This is a genomic window from Streptomyces sp. NPDC092370, assembly GCF_044755265.1.
Lineage (GTDB): Bacteria > Actinomycetota > Actinomycetes > Streptomycetales > Streptomycetaceae > Streptomyces.
Genome location: NZ_JBIVQO010000001.1, coordinates 178,139 through 192,299, shown reverse-complemented (window position 1 = coordinate 192,299; position 14,161 = coordinate 178,139). Strand labels below are relative to the sequence as shown.

Sequence of the window (14,161 nt, the reverse complement as noted above, 5' to 3'; positions counted from 1 at the left end):
GTCCTTTCAGCACGTGCCCGGCCTTCGGCCGGAGATTCACCCACCGTGGCTCCCGTGGCCTCCCGCGCAGTCGCCGGGTTACTCCCGCGGTCCGTGTGCGCGGTCGAGGACCGGCCCGGTCGGCGGCTTCAGGGGAAGCGGGCCGTCGACCGGGGTGGGGGAGCCGTGTTCGCGTCGGACCCTCACAGGCCGGTTCCCGTCAGATACGCCGAGACGACCACGTTCGCGGTGTAGCTGCGGGTCGCAGGGTCGAAACTGCCGCCACAGGTGACCAGTCGCAGCTCGGCCCGCCCCGACTCGCGCGGCCCGTAGGCCTGGTGGGCGTCGAAGCGGTCGCGGGTGAGGACCTGGACGGACTCGACGGTGAACTCGGCGACCTCGGCGTCGGCCCGGATCACCCTGATCGTCTGGCCCGGCCGCATGGCACTGACCTTGTAGAAGACGGCGGGCCTGGCGTCGGTGTCGACGTGGCCCACCATCAGAGCGGTCCCCGGCGCCCCGGGCGCGACCCCGCCGGCGTACCAGCCGACCACGCCCGGCTGGTCGTACGGCGGTGGATCGGGCGCCCCGCGTTCGTCGAGGCCGCGTGCCACCACCGGCGCCTGGACGCCGAGCCCGGGGATGTCGACCCGCTGCGGCAGCGCGTCGCCCAGCGGGCGGTGCTCGGGCGGCAGCTTGATGTCCGGGGGCCGTCCTGCCGCCGCCATGTCGCCGGTGGTGGGGGCGGAGATGCCGTGCCGCATCTCGGTGACCTCGCGGCCCCACAGCCACAACCCGAGCAGCAGCACCACCCAGGCCAGGCCGGCCAGCATCCGTCCCGTGCCCGAGAAGCGTCCCTGAACCCGCACCTGGTCGGGATCCTCGTCTCGATACCGCATGTCAGTCCGTTCCACGACTCCGGCGGACACCGCGCCAGGCGACGACCACCGCGGCCACCCCCGCGAGCAGCAGCCCGGCCACCCCCTGCGCCGTACCGGGACCGGTCCCGCGGTCCTCGGCGGCGACGAGAGCGGCGGCGCCACCACCGCCCGCCCGGACGGGGGCGACGGGTGAGGCCGGTGCGCCGGGCCGGTGAGAGGAGAGGGACGACGGCTCGTCGGCGCCGGGAGCGGACGGCTGTCCGCCCTTGCCTGGCGCGGACGGCTGCCCGCCCTTGCCGGGCACGGGCGGCTGTCCGGCGGATCCGGGCACGGGCGGCTGCCCGCCGGCGTCCGGCACCGGGAGGGCCCCGGACCGGTGCCGTGCACCGTCGTGGACGGTGAGCGTGCCGGTCCGTCGCGTGTCGCCGCAGGCGACCCGCACCGCGTACGAACCCGCTGCGAGCGTGGAGCGGACGCGACTGTCGCCGGTGAGCTCGTGTGCGCCGGTGGCGGTCAGGCGTGCGTCCGCGACGAACGCCGGTGAGGTGGCCACGGCCGTGCGCTGCGCGCAGCCGGTCACGCGGAGCGTGACGTCACCGCCGGGGGCGGGGGCCGCCGGGGTCACCGACACGCTCCCCGCGTCCGCCGCGTAGGCCGCCGGGGCGAGGGCGACGGCAGCCAGGACGCTCGTACAGACAGTGACTCTCAGGGAACCCATCGTGAACCTCCAGATGCCTGGAGCCTCCCCCGCGCGGTGAGCCGCCGCATCCTCAGGGGCGCGGCGGCTGCTCCGTACGGGTGACGGCGGGTTTGAGGCCTGGTGCGCTGCCGTCCGGGGCTCAGACCCTCTCGACGAGGTCCGCGATCGAGTCCACGACCTGGGAGGGCCGGTACGGGAAGTCCTCGACCTGTTCCGGCCGGGTCAGGCCGGTGAGCACCAGGAACGTCTGCATCCCGGCCTCCATGCCGGCCAGCACGTCGGTGTCCATGCGGTCACCGATCATCGCGCTGCTCTCGGAATGCGCCCCGATGGCGTTCAGCCCGGTCCGCATCATCAGCGGGTTCGGCTTGCCCGCGAAGTACGGCTTCTTGCCGGTCGCCTGGGTGATCAGCGCGGCCACGGCGCCGGTCGCGGGCAGCGGGCCCTCGGTGGAGGGGCCCGTCTCGTCGGGGTTGGTGCAGATGAACCGGGCGCCGCCGAGGATGAGCCGCACCGCCTTCGTCATGGCCTCGAAGGAGTACGTGCGGGTCTCGCCGAGGACGACGTAGTCCGGCTCGTGGTCGGTCAGGATGTAGCCGATGTCGTGCAGCGCGGTGGTCAGGCCGGCCTCGCCGATGACGTACGCCGAGCCGCCCGGCCGCTGGTCGTCCAGGAACTGGGCGGTGGCCAGGGCCGAGGTCCAGATGGACTCGATCGGCACCTCCAGGCCCATGCGGCGCAGCCGGGCGTGCAGGTCGCGCGGGGTGTACATCGAGTTGTTGGTGAGGACCAGGAAGGGTTTCCCGGACTCGCGCAGCTTCTTCAGAAAGGCGTCGGCTCCGGGGATCGGTACGCCCTCGTGGATGAGCACACCGTCCATGTCGGTGAGCCACGACTCGATGGGCTTGCGGTCTGCCATGTGCGGGATCTCCTGCCGTACGCGGTCCAGCGTGCGACCCAGCCTAAACAGTGGCGGGATCTTGCGGAATGGCCCGTGTGCGGCGTCCCGACTGGCGGACGGCCTGCTCAGCGGCGGCGGCGTACGACGAGCAGCGCCCCGCCCCCGGCGAGCAGCAGGGCCGCGGCGGCCGCGGCGACCTGTGTGCCGCTTCCCGTCCGGGCCAGTTCCTCCGCGAAGGGGAGCCGCTCCTCGCGAGGCGGGACGGAGGCGTCGGAGTCGGGGCGCGGCTCGGTGCCGGTGCCGGGTCCGGTATCGGTTCCCGTGCCGGTATCCGTTCCGGTATCGGTGTCGGTTCCGGTGTCAGGGGCCGGCTCGCCGTCGTCGATCCCGAACCGGTAGTCGTTCGACTGCCCGACCCAGTCGCCGTCGTCGTCGTGCCGCTGCACCACCGCGGCGTTGGCCGTGACGTCGTTGGGCACGGCGTCCGAGGTGACCATGAGCCGCACCTTCACGGTGACGGTCTCGCCCGGCCCGACGGTGAACCCGGCGAAGCGGTCCTCCTCGTCGGCGAACGCCCCGACGAGTTCGTCCTCGCCGGTCTTCTCGAACCGCACGGGGTGGGCCCGCGCCCCCTCGAAGAATTCGAGGCGCGGCTGGGACGGTTCCAGGGCCCGCTTGTCGTCGACGAGTACGACGACGGGGTGGATGCCCGTGCAGGTCCGGTCGGTCGTGTTGGTCAGGTCGACGTACCAGGTCCCGAACCCGCCGCCGGCCGTGTAGGAGTCCGGGCCGCCGTGGACGCGGGTGGTGAGCGGGAAGGTGTGGTCGTCGGGCGCGGCACAGGCGGGCGCCGGGGCGTCCGCGTGCGCCGGATGGGCACCGGGAAGCAGGACGGCAGCCGCCGCTGCCGCCGCCAGGCAGAGGTGAGCGGGCGTGCAGAGTCGCATGATGATGTGACCTTCCGACCGATGGCACTCGGCAGACGACACCCCCGCGAACCGCCCCCGAACGGCGGCGCGAATCCCCCCGGTCGGCGGACACGCCGCCTAGCGGCGCCCCAGGGCCTTCGCGCGCGAGTGGGCCCACACTGCCAGGCAGGCGCCGACCGCGGTGAGGACCGCGTACGTCAGCAGCAGCGGGGCGAACCCGCCGGGCAGCCCTCCCAGCAGACCCCGCTTGTCGTCGATGACGAGCCGGGCGAGCCCCTGAATGCACACCGCCAGCAACAGCATGCCGAAAACCTGCAGGACGTCGTATTTCACAGCCTTCCTTTCCGCGCGAGGAGTGACGATACGAACGTATCAACAGGAGGGTGTGGTTTTGGCCTGCAATCACGCTAGAACCCTCCTTTACGTCACACCTTTTCTACGCGCTAAAGTGAAGCGGTGCGTGACGAAAAGATGCGGACGTGCTCGATGTGCGACACGCCCCTGGCCCGTCCGAGCCGCGGCCGTCCGCCCGTCTACTGCTCGCGGAGCTGCCAGGCCCGGGCCTACCGCCGACGCAGGCAACCGCTGCCCGAACCGGGCACACCGCCCGTGTCCCGGCCGACGGACGTCCGGGCGGGGCAGCGACGCCGGATCGCCGAGGCGGTGTGGCGGATCGCGGCCGGGCAGGGCCTGGACGCGGCGAGCATGCGCAGGATCGCGCTGGAGGCGGGGGTGTCGCTGCGGGTCGTGCAGTACCACTTCGACTCCAAGCACGCCCTCCTGGTCGACGCGCTGCGCCTGCTGCACGAGGAGAACGAACGGCTGGCCCGGGGGCGCATTCCGTACGACGTGACAGACCCGTGCCGGCTGCTGCGGGCGGTGCTGGACGAGTTCCTGCCGCTGGACGAGCAACGCACCTTCGCGCTGCGCGTGTTCACGGCGTACTACGCGCGCAGCCTGACCGATCCCGCGCTCGCGGCGGTCTTCCTGGCGGCCGAGCAGCCGCTCGAAGGGCTCGTCGCGGACATCATCGGGGCCGGCGAGGCGGCGGGGATCACAGCCCCGGGCATCGACCGGGCATACGAGGCCGACCTCCTGGTGTCGGGAGCCGTCGGGCTGGGCCTGGACGTCGTGCACGAGCGCCGGTCCCTCGCGGGCGTACGGACCGTGCTGGACTACCACCTGGCCAGGATCTTCCCCACCGCGGCCACCGAGACCGCCAGGGCCGCCGAAACCGCGGCGCCCGGACCTCGACCGTTGCCGTCCGATCACCCGGCGGACGCCGGCTGAGCAGGCCCGCCACCTGGCGTTCCCACCTCAGCCACTCCCCGCCCGAACACCCCTCCGGGCACGAGCCGAGCCACCCTGCCGAGCAAGCCCACCACCCGGCGTCCCCACCTCAGCCACTCCCCGCCCGAACACCCCTCCGGGCACGAGCCGAGCCGCCCTCACAACCCCGCATCCCCGTCTCACCCACCCCCACGCCCGAACACCGGCCCCAGCACCAGTTGGGCCGCACCCACCGCCACCACCCGGCCGCCCCCGGGCACGACGCGTACCGGCACTGTGTCCTGGCCCGTCCGCCGGGCCCGGGCCTTCAGGACCGTGCCGACCCCGTTCGCGAAGGCCTCCGGTGCCGCCGTCACCGTGCAGCCGCCCAGCAGGACGACGTCGATGTCGAGCAGCCCGACCAGGTTCGCCGCCCCGGCTCCCAGGACCCGCGCCGCCTCCTCCGGATCGCCGCGCTCCACCGCTTCGAGGCAGAGGGCCTCGATGCAGCCCCGGTTCCCGCAGGTGCACGGCGGCCCGTCGAGCTGGATCACCTGGTGGCCGAACTCCCCGGCCCCGGTCCTGGCACCCCGGTGCACGCTGCCGCCGATCACGAGCCCGGCTCCCAGCCCCGTCCCCAGGTGCAGATAGGCGAAGGAGCCGCCCTCGCCCCCGGCGGCCAGGCCGAGCGCCGCCGCGTTGGTGTCCTTGTCGACCACGACCGGCCCCCCGAGCCGTTCCTCGAGTGCCTCCCGCAGCGGGAAGCCGTCCCACTCAGGGAATCCGGTCACCCGGTGCAGCACGCCCCGGGCATGGTCGAGCGGCCCGGGCAGCGCGACGCCCGCCCCCAGCAGGGTGCCGGCGAGCCCGGCCACCGACTCCCGCACCGCTCCCGTCACCGCCGCCAGCACGGCCTCCGCCCCGGCTCCCAGATCCAGCGCGGCCCGCCGCTCCCCCACCACGGTCCCCCGCAGGTCGACGAGCACGGCCCGCACCTCGTCCCGGTCCAGATGGACCCCGACCGCGTGCCCGGCCTCCGGCACCAGCCGCAGCACCGTGCGCGGCTTGCCCCCGGTCGACGCACGGCGGCCCGCCTCCGCCACCAGGCCGTCCTCCCGCAGCCGGCCCGTGATCTTGCTGACGGCCTGCGGGGTGAGCCCGGTCCGCTCGGCGAGTTCGAGGCGGCTGATGCCCTCGTCCCCGGCCGTCCGCAGCAGGTCGAGCACCAGCGCGGTGTTGTGGCTGCGCAAGGCGAGCAGATTCACCCCGCCCCCTGCCCCAGCCGTCCCCGTCCGTCCCGGCCCGTGCATGCCGCCCACTCCGCCCGTACGGTCGTCCGCCCTGTTCACGCCGCCCATTGTCCCCGGCGCTTGCACTTTGGCAACAGCGTTGCGAAAGTGGGTGACATGACTGGCACACCCCTCGGCACAGCCTCCGGCTCGCCCCTCCGCGTCGGCCTCGTCGGCTACGGCCTCGCCGGCTCCGTCTTCCACGCCCCCCTGATCGCCGCCACGGAGGGCCTCGCCCTCGACACGGTGGTCACCTCCCACCCGGAGCGGCAGCAGCAGGCCCGTGCGGACTTCCCGGACGTGCACCTCGCCGCCACCCCGGAGGAGATGTTCGGCCGGGCCGACGAGCTGGACCTGATCGTCGTGGCGTCCCCGAACAAGACGCACGTGCCGCTCGCGACGACCGCACTGAAGGCCGGCCTGCCGGTCGTGGTCGACAAGCCCCTCGCGGGCACGGCCGCCGAGGCCCGCGTCCTGGCAGCCCTCGCCGAGGAGCGCGAACTGCTCCTGTCCGTCTTCCAGAACCGCCGCTGGGACAACGACTTCCTCACCCTGCGCAAGCTGCTGGACGAGGGCGAGTTGGGCGACGTCCTGCGCTTCGAGTCCCGCTTCGAGCGCTGGCGCCCGAAGCCGAAGGGCGGCTGGCGGGAGTCCGGCGACCCCGCAGAGATCGGAGGTCTGCTCTACGACCTCGGCAGCCACGTCGTCGACCAGGCCCTGGCCCTCTTCGGCCCTGCGGCCTCCGTCTACGCGGAGACGGACATCCGCCGCCCGGGCGCCGAGACGGACGACGACACGTTCATCGCGCTCACCCACACCAACGGTGTCCGCTCCCACCTCTACGTCTCCGCGACGACCGCCCAACTCGGCCCCCGCTTCCGCGTCCTCGGCTCCACCGCCGGCTACGTCAAGTACGGACTCGACCCCCAGGAGGCGGCGCTCCGGGACGGACTGCGCCCCGGCCCGGACTGGGGCGTGGAGCCCGAGTCGCTGTGGGGACGCGTGGGCTCCGGCGAGTCCCCGGTCACCGGTGGCGGCCGCCCCGAACCCACCCTCCCGGGCGACTACCCCGCTTACTATGCGGCCGTGGCGAAAGCCCTGCTGGAGGGCGCCCCGAACCCGGTGACCGCGCGGGAGGCGGCCGCCGCCCTGGACGTACTGGAAGCCGCCCGTCGTTCGGCCCGCGAGAAAGTGACGGTGACGCTGTGACCCACAAGAGCACCCCCTCCCACAGCCAGGGACTCACCCCGAAGTTCCACCCCGAGCTCACCCCGAGCCTGGAGGAGCTGGAGAAGCAGGAACGCCTCCTGGTGTTCCGCCAGTTCACGCACGACGACGCCTGGGCGCTCGGCTCGCTCCTCGTCGAGCTGGCCCGGGAGCGGCAGGCCCCGGTCGCCATCGACATCCACCGCTCCGGCCAGCAGCTCTTCCACGCGGCGCTGCCCGGCTCCAGCCCGGACAACGACGCCTGGATCGCCCGCAAGCGCCGTGTGGTCGAGCGCTACGGCTCCGCCTCCTACCTGGTCGGCGCCCGCTTCCGCGCCAAGGGCAGCACGTTCGAGGAGTCCTCGCGCCTCGACCCCGACACCTACGCGGCCCACGGCGGCTCCTTCCCGATCACCGTCGAGGGCGTGGGCGTGATCGGCGCGGTGACGGTGTCCGGGCTGCCCCAACTCCAGGACCACCGGCTCGTGGTGGAGGCACTGGAGCGGTTCCTGAACCCGTAGCCCGCGCCGGAATCATCACCGGCTCCCTCCGGTTGGCACCTGCGTACGCGTGATCAGGCGCGGCGCCCCAACCGGAGGGATCCCGAACCGATGACCACCCCCCTGAAGGAGACCGTCGGCCGGTACGGCATCTGGAGCGTAGGCCTGCGCTCGGAGGACCCGGACCGGCGCGGCGAACTGGCCGAGGCCGCCGCCGAACTGGAGGAACTCGGCTACGGCGCCGTGTGGCTGGGCGGCAACAGCTCCGCCGCCAACGCCGCCCCGCTGATCGAGGCGACCTCGAAGCTCACGGTCGGCACCAGCATCCAGAGCATCTGGCAGCACGAGCCGGACGCCGCCGCCACGGCCTTCGCGGAGCTGGAGTCGGCCCACCCCGGGCGGTTCCTGCTGGGCCTCGGAGTGAGCCACGCCAAGCGGGTGGAGCAGTACGCCCGCCCCTACTCGGCCCTGGTCGGCCACCTCGACGGCCTGGACGCCGCCGGAGTGCCGGCGGACCGCCGCCTCCTTGCCGCCCTGGGCCCGAAGTCGCTGCGGCTGGCCCGTGACCGGGCGGCCGGCTCGATCCCGTACCTGGTCACCCCGGAGCACACCGCGCACGCCCGCGAGATCCTGGGCCAGGCCCCGCTGCTGGCCCCGGAACTGGGCGTCATCCCGGAGACGGATCCCGCCCGCGCCCGCGCCGTGGCCCGGGAGTTCCTGGAGCTCTACCTGCCGCTGGCGAACTACACCAACAACTTCCTCCGGCACGGCTTCACCGAGGACGACTTCAAGGACGGCGGCAGCGACCGCCTGGTCGACGCCCTGTTCGCCTGGGGAGACGACACGGCGATCCGCACCACGATCGACGCCTTCTTCGAGGCAGGCGCGGACCACGTGGCCCTCCAGGTCCTGACCGGCGAGCCGCGGGACGACCTCCCGAGGAAGGCGTGGCGCGAGCTGGCTTCTGCACTGGCGTGACGGGAGCGCGCCCCAAGGGGCGCGGGGAACTGCGCGACCGGCCACGGGCTGCCCGCAGCCGGAAACGGACCGCAGTTCCCCGGCTCACCCAGCGGAGCGTCTACGCGTCCTTGAACTCCTGCCGCTGCCGCCCGAGCCCCTCGATCTCCAGCTCCACGACATCCCCGGCCCGCAGGAACGGCTTGGGCTCGGGCGCCCCCAGGGCGACCCCCGCCGGCGTCCCCGTGTTGATGACATCACCGGGGTACAGGGTCATGAACTGACTGAGATACCGCACGACCTCCCCCACCGGGAAGATCTGCTCGGCCGTCGTCCCGTCCTGCTTCAACTCCCCGTTGACCCACAGCCTCAGCGACAGGTCCTGCGGGTCGCGCACCTCGTCCGCCGTCACCAGCCACGGCCCCAGCGGATTGAACGTCTCGCAGTTCTTCCCCTTGTCCCAGGTCCCGCCCCGCTCGATCTGGAACTCCCGCTCGGACACGTCATGCGCCACGGCGTACCCGGCGACATGCGCGAGCCCTTCCTCCGCGGACCCGAGATACCTGGCCGTACGCCCGACGACGACGGCCAGCTCGACCTCCCAGTCGGTCTTGAGGGACCGCCGCGGCACGAGGACCGTGTCGTTCGGCCCGATCACGGTGTCCGGTGCCTTCATGAAGACGACCGGCTCGGCGGGCGGCTCCGCACCGGTCTCGCGGGCATGGTCGTGGTAGTTCAGCCCGATGCAGACGATCTTGCCGATCCGCCCGAGCGGCGGCCCGACCCGCAGTCCGGTGTCGTCCAGTACGGGCAGGTCACCGGCGTCGGCGGCGGCCCGGACGCGGCCGAGGGCCTCCTCGTCGGCGAGCAGCGCGCCGTCGATGTCCGGGACGAGGCCCGACAGGTCCCGCAGGGTCCCGTCGGCGTCGAGCAGAGCGGGCCGCTCCGACCCCGCCGTACCGACTCGCAGCAGCTTCATGATCAGTCTCCCTCGATCGCGGGCGCTCGACCGATGCGCGCGACCCGGATGCGGCGGGGCAGCCATCGGAGGACTGGTCGATCCTCCAAGCTGGGAGTCCACTCCGCAATACCCGGTTCACCTACTGGACCCCGACCGCCCGGTCACCGGTACAGCGCGGCCCGCTCGACGACACTCCACGTCGTGCTGGTCACCACGTACAGGGCGGCGGCCAGCGGTACGACGGCCACGGTGACGAGCGTGAAGAACGACATGAACGGCATCACCCTGGTCACCGCCCCCAGCCCGGGCGGCTGCTCCCCCGACCCGGCCTGGGCGGCCGGGTTCGCGGCCATCATGCGCTTGCTGAGCCGGTAACCGAACACGGCGACGCATCCGACGACCACGAACAGCCCCGCGTAGACGAGGCCCGCGCCACCGAGGACACCGTCCTGGAGCGCGTCCGCCCACCGCTCCCCCAGCGGCGCCGCGAACAGGCTGTGCGCGAGCAGCCCGTTGGCCTCGCCGCCGATCGTGTCGCTGGAGAACAGGTGGTAGAGCAGGAAGAACGCCGGCACCTGGAGCAGTCCGGGCAGACAGCCGGCCAGCGGCGACACTTTCTCCTCGGCGTGCAGTTCCAGCACGGCCTTCTGGAGCTTCTCGGGGTTCTTCCCGTGCTTCCTCCGCAGCTCGGCGATCTTCGGCTGGAGCGCGGTCCGGGCCTTCTGGCCGCGCGCGGCGGCCCGGGACAGGGGGTGGACGAGGAGCCGTACGAGCGCGGTGAACAGGACGATCGCCGCGGCGGCCGCCGAGGCGCCGAACAGCGGCTGGAGCAGGTCGGCAAGGTGCTCGACCAGGTTGGCGAAGACGGACATGGGTGAGCCCTCCGGGGGTCTCGTCGTGCCGGAACAGGTCATGGCGGCATGACGACCCGCGCGGGGTCACTTCAGATGTGGAGGTGCCCCTGCGCGACGGTCGCCCGGAGGGCGTGGCCGGGTGCTCGGGGACGGGTACGCCCCCGGGCGTCGGGATCGCGTTGCGGCAGGAAGGCCGTACGCCGGTCCCGGTCGCGGATGGCCGTCCGCACGCGGGTACGCGGCACGGCGGGCGCGCAGCGCGAGGCGACGAGGGCGCAGAGCGCCAGGGCGGACGAGGCCGCGGCGGTCGCGGCGAGGGCGACGGTGGCGGAGAGACTGCCGGTGTCGAGCAGCGCCACCCCGGCGAGCAGGAAGAGCAGCGCGAGAGCGGGACGCAGAGTCGCCCAGCTCCGGTTCATCGGCTGCCCCTCCTCTCATACGTGTGCATGCCCTGTTGTTCGTTATACAGGATCACCCCCGCCAGCGGGCCGGCGACTTCGTACACGGGTTTGAGAAAGGTTCGTCAGAACTCTCGACAACCCACCCGCCACACCCGATGCTTCTCGTCACCCGACAACGGGACACCCCTGCGACGCCGGGCCGGGGACCGGCGTGCGCCCTCATCTCCCTTACGGAGGAGCCGTGATCCGACGCAGAAGCCTGCTGGCCGCAGCAGGCGGTACGTTCCTCGGCAGCGCCCTGGCGACCGGCACCGCGCGCGCGGACGCCACCATCGCCGTCAACCCCTCGACGACGTACGGCACCTGGGAGGGCTGGGGCACCTCCCTCGCCTGGTGGGCCAACGTCTTCGGCGCCCGGGACGACTTCGCCGATCTGTTCTTCACCACCAAGTCCGTGACGTACAACGGCCGTTCCCTGCCCGGCCTGGGCCTCAACATCGCCCGCTACAACCTCGGCGCGTGCAGCTGGAACAGCGTCGGCGGCGAGACGATGGTCAAGTCGCCCAACATCCCGGCCTTCAAGCAGATCGAGGGCTTCTGGCAGGACTGGAACAACGAGGACCCCACCTCCTCGGCGTGGAAGTGGACGGCGGACGCCAACCAGCGCGCGATGCTGGTGAAGGCGACGCAGCGGGGCGCGATCACCGAACTGTTCGCCAACTCCCCGATGTGGTGGATGTGCAGCAACCACAACCCCTCGGGCGCGTCCGGCGGCGGCAACAACCTCCAGACCTGGAACTACCGCCAGCACGCCTCCCACCTGGCGGCGACGGCCCTGTACGCGAAGAACAACTGGGGCGTGAACTTCGCGACCGTCGACCCCTTCAACGAGCCGGCCTCCACCTGGTGGACCGCGACCGGCACCCAGGAGGGCTGCCACATGGACCCGGCGGTCCAGGCGGCCGTCCTCCCCTACATGCGCAGCGAACTGGACAAACGCGGCCTCACCAGCCTGCGCATCGCCGCCTCGGACGAGACGAACTACGACACGGCCCGCTCCACCTGGTCGAGCTTCAGCTCGACGACCAAGGGCCTGGTCTCCCAGGTCAACGTGCACGGCTACCAGGGCTCGGGCGGCCGCCGCGACCTCCTCTACACGGACGTGGTGACCACCTCCCGCAAGAAGCTGTGGAACTCCGAGACGGGCGACAGCGACGGCACCGGCCTGACCATGGCCTCGAACCTCTGCCTCGACTTCCGCTGGCTGCACCCCACGGCCTGGTGCTACTGGCAGGTCATGGACCCGACGGCGGGCTGGGCGATGATCGCCTACGACGCGAACACCCTCCAGCCGACCACCGTCCAGACCAAGCACTACGTGATGGCCCAGTTCAGCCGCCACATCCGCCCCGGCATGACGATCCTGGACACGGGCGTGGGCTACGCGGTGGCGGCGTACGACGCGACGGCCCGCCGCCTGGTGATCGTCGCGGTCAACACGGCCACGTCCGCCCAGACCCTCACCTTCGACCTCTCCCGCTTCTCGACGGTGACGGGCGGCTCAGGAGGCCTGGTCCCCCGCTGGAACACGGTCACCACAGGCGGCGGCGACCTCTACACGGCCCGCTCCGACATCCGCCTGTCCGGTAAGTCGGTAAGCGTCCCCTTCGCGGCAAAGGCGGTCCAGACCCTGCAGATCGACGGCGTGACGCTGTAAGTCTGCGGCGGTCGGCGATTCGGGGCGAACCGTGAAACCTGGGTGGCGAGCGTGGGAAGTCGGGAGGCCGGGTGGTCTGGCCTGCGCATCTCTCACGCTCGTCACCTCCCGGCAGTACGGTGTCCCCCATGCGCCCCGACACGCCTGCCGAAAACGTCGACCACACCGCCGAGGCGGCACGCCTGGAGCGGACCGCCGGCCTGTATCCCGAGGACGCCGAGGCCCTGCTGCTGCGGGCAGCGGCCCACCTGGAGCTCTCCGGCGACCGCCCCACCGCGACCACGCTCTACGACCGCCTGCTCTCCTCCCCCGACGGCCTGGAGAACCCCCACCTGGTACGGGCGCTCAAGGCCTCCAACCTCTGGGAGTACGGCCACGAGGCCGAGGCCCGCGCGATCATCGAGGGCGTCCGGGTGGCGTCCCCCGCGGACCCGGCCCCCTGGGTGATCGTCGCGGAGTCCCTGGAATCCCACGACGAACTGGAAGCGGCCCACGACACCTTCACCGAGGCCGTACGCCGCCTCCTGACGGACGTCGCGGAGCCCCCCTACGCCACCCGTCCCCTCCTCTTCGGCCGCCACCGCGTACGGCGCATGCTCGGCAAGTCCCACGACGAGTGGGACGCCCTGGCGGACTCGGTCCACTCCCTCCCGATCACCCTGGACGAACTCCACGACCCCAAGCGCGTGTGGTCCCTGGGCTCGGAGAACCCCGCGGAATTGGAAGCGGAGATCCTCCGCCTCCGAGCGGAACTGGGCGCCTACCGACAGGCCCTCTCCCGCCCCTTCCCGGTGGCGGTCCTGCACTGGCCGGCAGCCGAACTCACGGAACTCCTCGACGCGTATCCGTCCCTGTCGACGGAGTACCCGTCCCACGCCGACCACCTCTCCTCGATAGAGCAGTCCCTCCGCGAACTCTCCGCCTCCGGCACCCCCAACCTGGGCATCGTCACCGGCACGGTCCCGTCCTACGAGGCCTTCGCCGCATCGGAGAGCTCGTCCCCGGGCGACACGACCCTCCTTCCGCAGTACGCGACGACGCTGGCGGCACGGGGTCGGGCGGTGGCTTGGCCGCCGCAGCGGGGGGCGGGGTGCTGGTGTGGGTCGGGGCGGGCTTATGGGGAGTGCCACGGGTCGGACGCGTAGCCAAGCAGCAACGAATCAACTCAGGAACGGAAGGCACGGTCCACAGTGGACACCACTCCTGAGACGCGTGCGCGGATGAGCCGGCAGCGCAGCCGGGACACGGATGTCGAGATGGCGCTGCGGCGTGCGTTGCACGCGGCGGGTATGCGCTACCGAGTCCATCGAAAGCCGCTCAAAGGGGTTCGGCGGGAAGCCGACATCCTGTTCGGTCCCAGCAAAGTAGCCGTATTTGTGGACGGGTGCTTCTGGCACGGGTGCCCGGAACACGCCACGTGGCCCAAGAGGAACTCGGAGTTCTGGCGCACGAAAATCGAAGGCAATCAGCGGAGGGACCAGGACACGGACGAACGGCTGGCAGCGGCCGGATGGTTGGCATTGCGGGTGTGGGAGCACGAGGATCCCATCGAGGCTGCGCTCCGCGTTCGGGATGTCGTGAAGGAGCGGCAGGCGACAATCCGTCGGAGGTGATGCC

Annotated in this window: 16 protein-coding genes; 7 read left to right on the top strand and 9 right to left on the bottom strand. The window is 72.2% G+C overall.

Going from position 1 to position 14,161, the window contains the following annotated elements:
* Positions 1–182: 182 nt before the first annotated feature.
* From ACIQHQ_RS00845 to ACIQHQ_RS00825, 5 genes are all read right to left on the bottom strand, one after another.
* A complete protein-coding gene (locus tag ACIQHQ_RS00845; RefSeq protein WP_402608753.1) occupies positions 183–878 on the bottom strand; it encodes a class F sortase in 696 nt (231 codons plus the stop codon).
* A 1-nt stretch (position 879) separates the two neighbouring features.
* A complete protein-coding gene (locus tag ACIQHQ_RS00840; RefSeq protein WP_402608751.1) occupies positions 880–1,578 on the bottom strand; it encodes a hypothetical protein in 699 nt (232 codons plus the stop codon).
* Positions 1,579–1,699: 121 nt separating this feature from the next.
* Complete coding sequence (locus ACIQHQ_RS00835; protein ID WP_402608749.1) at positions 1,700–2,479, bottom strand: HAD-IIA family hydrolase; 780 nt, start codon at positions 2,477–2,479, stop codon at positions 1,700–1,702.
* Positions 2,480–2,586: 107 nt separating this feature from the next.
* On the bottom strand, positions 2,587–3,408 hold the full coding sequence (locus ACIQHQ_RS00830) for an LPXTG cell wall anchor domain-containing protein (RefSeq protein ID WP_402608747.1): 822 nt from the start codon (positions 3,406–3,408) through the stop codon (positions 2,587–2,589).
* Between the two features lie 99 nt (positions 3,409–3,507).
* Entirely contained in the window at positions 3,508–3,723 is a 216-nt protein-coding gene (locus ACIQHQ_RS00825) for a hypothetical protein (protein ID WP_402608745.1), read from the bottom strand.
* Between the two features lie 123 nt (positions 3,724–3,846).
* Here ACIQHQ_RS00825 and ACIQHQ_RS00820 point away from each other — a divergent pair, with 123 nt between their 5' ends.
* Positions 3,847–4,680, top strand: coding sequence for a TetR/AcrR family transcriptional regulator (locus tag ACIQHQ_RS00820; protein ID WP_402608743.1), 834 nt, complete (start codon positions 3,847–3,849; stop codon positions 4,678–4,680).
* A gap of 179 nt (positions 4,681–4,859) precedes the next feature.
* Here the strand turns inward: ACIQHQ_RS00820 and ACIQHQ_RS00815 are convergent, their stop codons facing one another.
* Positions 4,860–5,969, bottom strand: a complete 1,110-nt coding sequence (locus tag ACIQHQ_RS00815; RefSeq protein WP_402610587.1) for an ROK family protein — start codon at positions 5,967–5,969, stop codon at positions 4,860–4,862.
* Positions 5,970–6,065: 96 nt separating this feature from the next.
* Here ACIQHQ_RS00815 and ACIQHQ_RS00810 point away from each other — a divergent pair, with 96 nt between their 5' ends.
* The 3 genes from ACIQHQ_RS00810 (at position 6,066) to ACIQHQ_RS00800 (ending at position 8,632) form a co-directional block, all read left to right on the top strand.
* Positions 6,066–7,157, top strand: a complete 1,092-nt coding sequence (locus ACIQHQ_RS00810; protein ID WP_402608741.1) for a Gfo/Idh/MocA family oxidoreductase — start codon at positions 6,066–6,068, stop codon at positions 7,155–7,157.
* Positions 7,154–7,675, top strand: a complete 522-nt coding sequence (locus ACIQHQ_RS00805; RefSeq protein ID WP_402608739.1) for a heme-degrading domain-containing protein — start codon at positions 7,154–7,156, stop codon at positions 7,673–7,675. The genes ACIQHQ_RS00810 and ACIQHQ_RS00805 overlap by 4 nt, the downstream gene beginning before the upstream one ends.
* Before the next feature lie 90 nt (positions 7,676–7,765).
* Positions 7,766–8,632 (top strand): LLM class F420-dependent oxidoreductase, encoded by an 867-nt coding sequence (locus ACIQHQ_RS00800; RefSeq protein WP_402608737.1) that lies wholly within the window; start codon positions 7,766–7,768, stop codon positions 8,630–8,632.
* Between the two features lie 100 nt (positions 8,633–8,732).
* Here ACIQHQ_RS00800 and ACIQHQ_RS00795 read toward each other — a convergent pair whose 3' ends face one another.
* The 3 genes from ACIQHQ_RS00795 to ACIQHQ_RS00785 all read right to left on the bottom strand — a co-directional run bounded on the left by ACIQHQ_RS00795 (position 8,733) and on the right by ACIQHQ_RS00785 (position 10,845).
* Positions 8,733–9,590 (bottom strand): fumarylacetoacetate hydrolase family protein, encoded by an 858-nt coding sequence (locus ACIQHQ_RS00795; protein WP_402608736.1) that lies wholly within the window; start codon positions 9,588–9,590, stop codon positions 8,733–8,735.
* 143 nt (positions 9,591–9,733) lie between these two features.
* Positions 9,734–10,444 (bottom strand): YidC/Oxa1 family membrane protein insertase, encoded by a 711-nt coding sequence (locus tag ACIQHQ_RS00790; protein WP_402608734.1) that lies wholly within the window; start codon positions 10,442–10,444, stop codon positions 9,734–9,736.
* Positions 10,445–10,515: 71 nt separating this feature from the next.
* Positions 10,516–10,845: a DUF6412 domain-containing protein gene (locus ACIQHQ_RS00785; protein ID WP_402608732.1), complete on the bottom strand. Its 330-nt coding sequence runs from the start codon at positions 10,843–10,845 to the stop codon at positions 10,516–10,518.
* Between the two features lie 223 nt (positions 10,846–11,068).
* On the opposite strand from ACIQHQ_RS00785, the gene ACIQHQ_RS00780 reads away from it, so the two are divergent.
* The 3 genes from ACIQHQ_RS00780 to ACIQHQ_RS00770 all read left to right on the top strand — a co-directional run bounded on the left by ACIQHQ_RS00780 (position 11,069) and on the right by ACIQHQ_RS00770 (position 14,157).
* The gene (locus ACIQHQ_RS00780; RefSeq protein ID WP_402608730.1) at positions 11,069–12,544 is read left to right on the top strand and encodes a beta-1,6-galactanase; all 1,476 of its coding nucleotides are present in this window, start codon (positions 11,069–11,071) and stop codon (positions 12,542–12,544) included.
* 128 nt (positions 12,545–12,672) lie between these two features.
* Entirely contained in the window at positions 12,673–13,689 is a 1,017-nt protein-coding gene (locus tag ACIQHQ_RS00775; protein ID WP_402608728.1) for an SEC-C domain-containing protein, read from the top strand.
* Positions 13,690–13,734: 45 nt separating this feature from the next.
* Positions 13,735–14,157, top strand: coding sequence for a very short patch repair endonuclease (locus ACIQHQ_RS00770; RefSeq protein ID WP_402608726.1), 423 nt, complete (start codon positions 13,735–13,737; stop codon positions 14,155–14,157).
* Positions 14,158–14,161: the final 4 nt, after the last annotated feature.

Excerpts from the sequence above, each read along its gene's own strand:
- ACIQHQ_RS00845 (WP_402608753.1), bottom strand. The coding sequence starts at position 878 with ATGCGGTATCGAGACGAGGATCCCGACCAGGTGCGGGTTCAGGGACGC.
- ACIQHQ_RS00835 (WP_402608749.1), bottom strand. The coding sequence starts at position 2,479 with ATGGCAGACCGCAAGCCCATCGAGTCGTGGCTCACCGACATGGACGGT.
- ACIQHQ_RS00840 (WP_402608751.1), bottom strand. The coding sequence starts at position 1,578 with ATGGGTTCCCTGAGAGTCACTGTCTGTACGAGCGTCCTGGCTGCCGTC.
- ACIQHQ_RS00785 (WP_402608732.1), bottom strand. The coding sequence starts at position 10,845 with ATGAACCGGAGCTGGGCGACTCTGCGTCCCGCTCTCGCGCTGCTCTTC.
- ACIQHQ_RS00795 (WP_402608736.1), bottom strand. The coding sequence starts at position 9,590 with ATGAAGCTGCTGCGAGTCGGTACGGCGGGGTCGGAGCGGCCCGCTCTG.
- ACIQHQ_RS00810 (WP_402608741.1), top strand. The coding sequence starts at position 6,066 with ATGACTGGCACACCCCTCGGCACAGCCTCCGGCTCGCCCCTCCGCGTC.
- ACIQHQ_RS00830 (WP_402608747.1), bottom strand. The coding sequence starts at position 3,408 with ATGCGACTCTGCACGCCCGCTCACCTCTGCCTGGCGGCGGCAGCGGCG.
- ACIQHQ_RS00800 (WP_402608737.1), top strand. The coding sequence starts at position 7,766 with ATGACCACCCCCCTGAAGGAGACCGTCGGCCGGTACGGCATCTGGAGC.
- ACIQHQ_RS00775 (WP_402608728.1), top strand. The coding sequence starts at position 12,673 with ATGCGCCCCGACACGCCTGCCGAAAACGTCGACCACACCGCCGAGGCG.
- ACIQHQ_RS00815 (WP_402610587.1), bottom strand. The coding sequence starts at position 5,969 with ATGCACGGGCCGGGACGGACGGGGACGGCTGGGGCAGGGGGCGGGGTG.
- ACIQHQ_RS00790 (WP_402608734.1), bottom strand. The coding sequence starts at position 10,444 with ATGTCCGTCTTCGCCAACCTGGTCGAGCACCTTGCCGACCTGCTCCAG.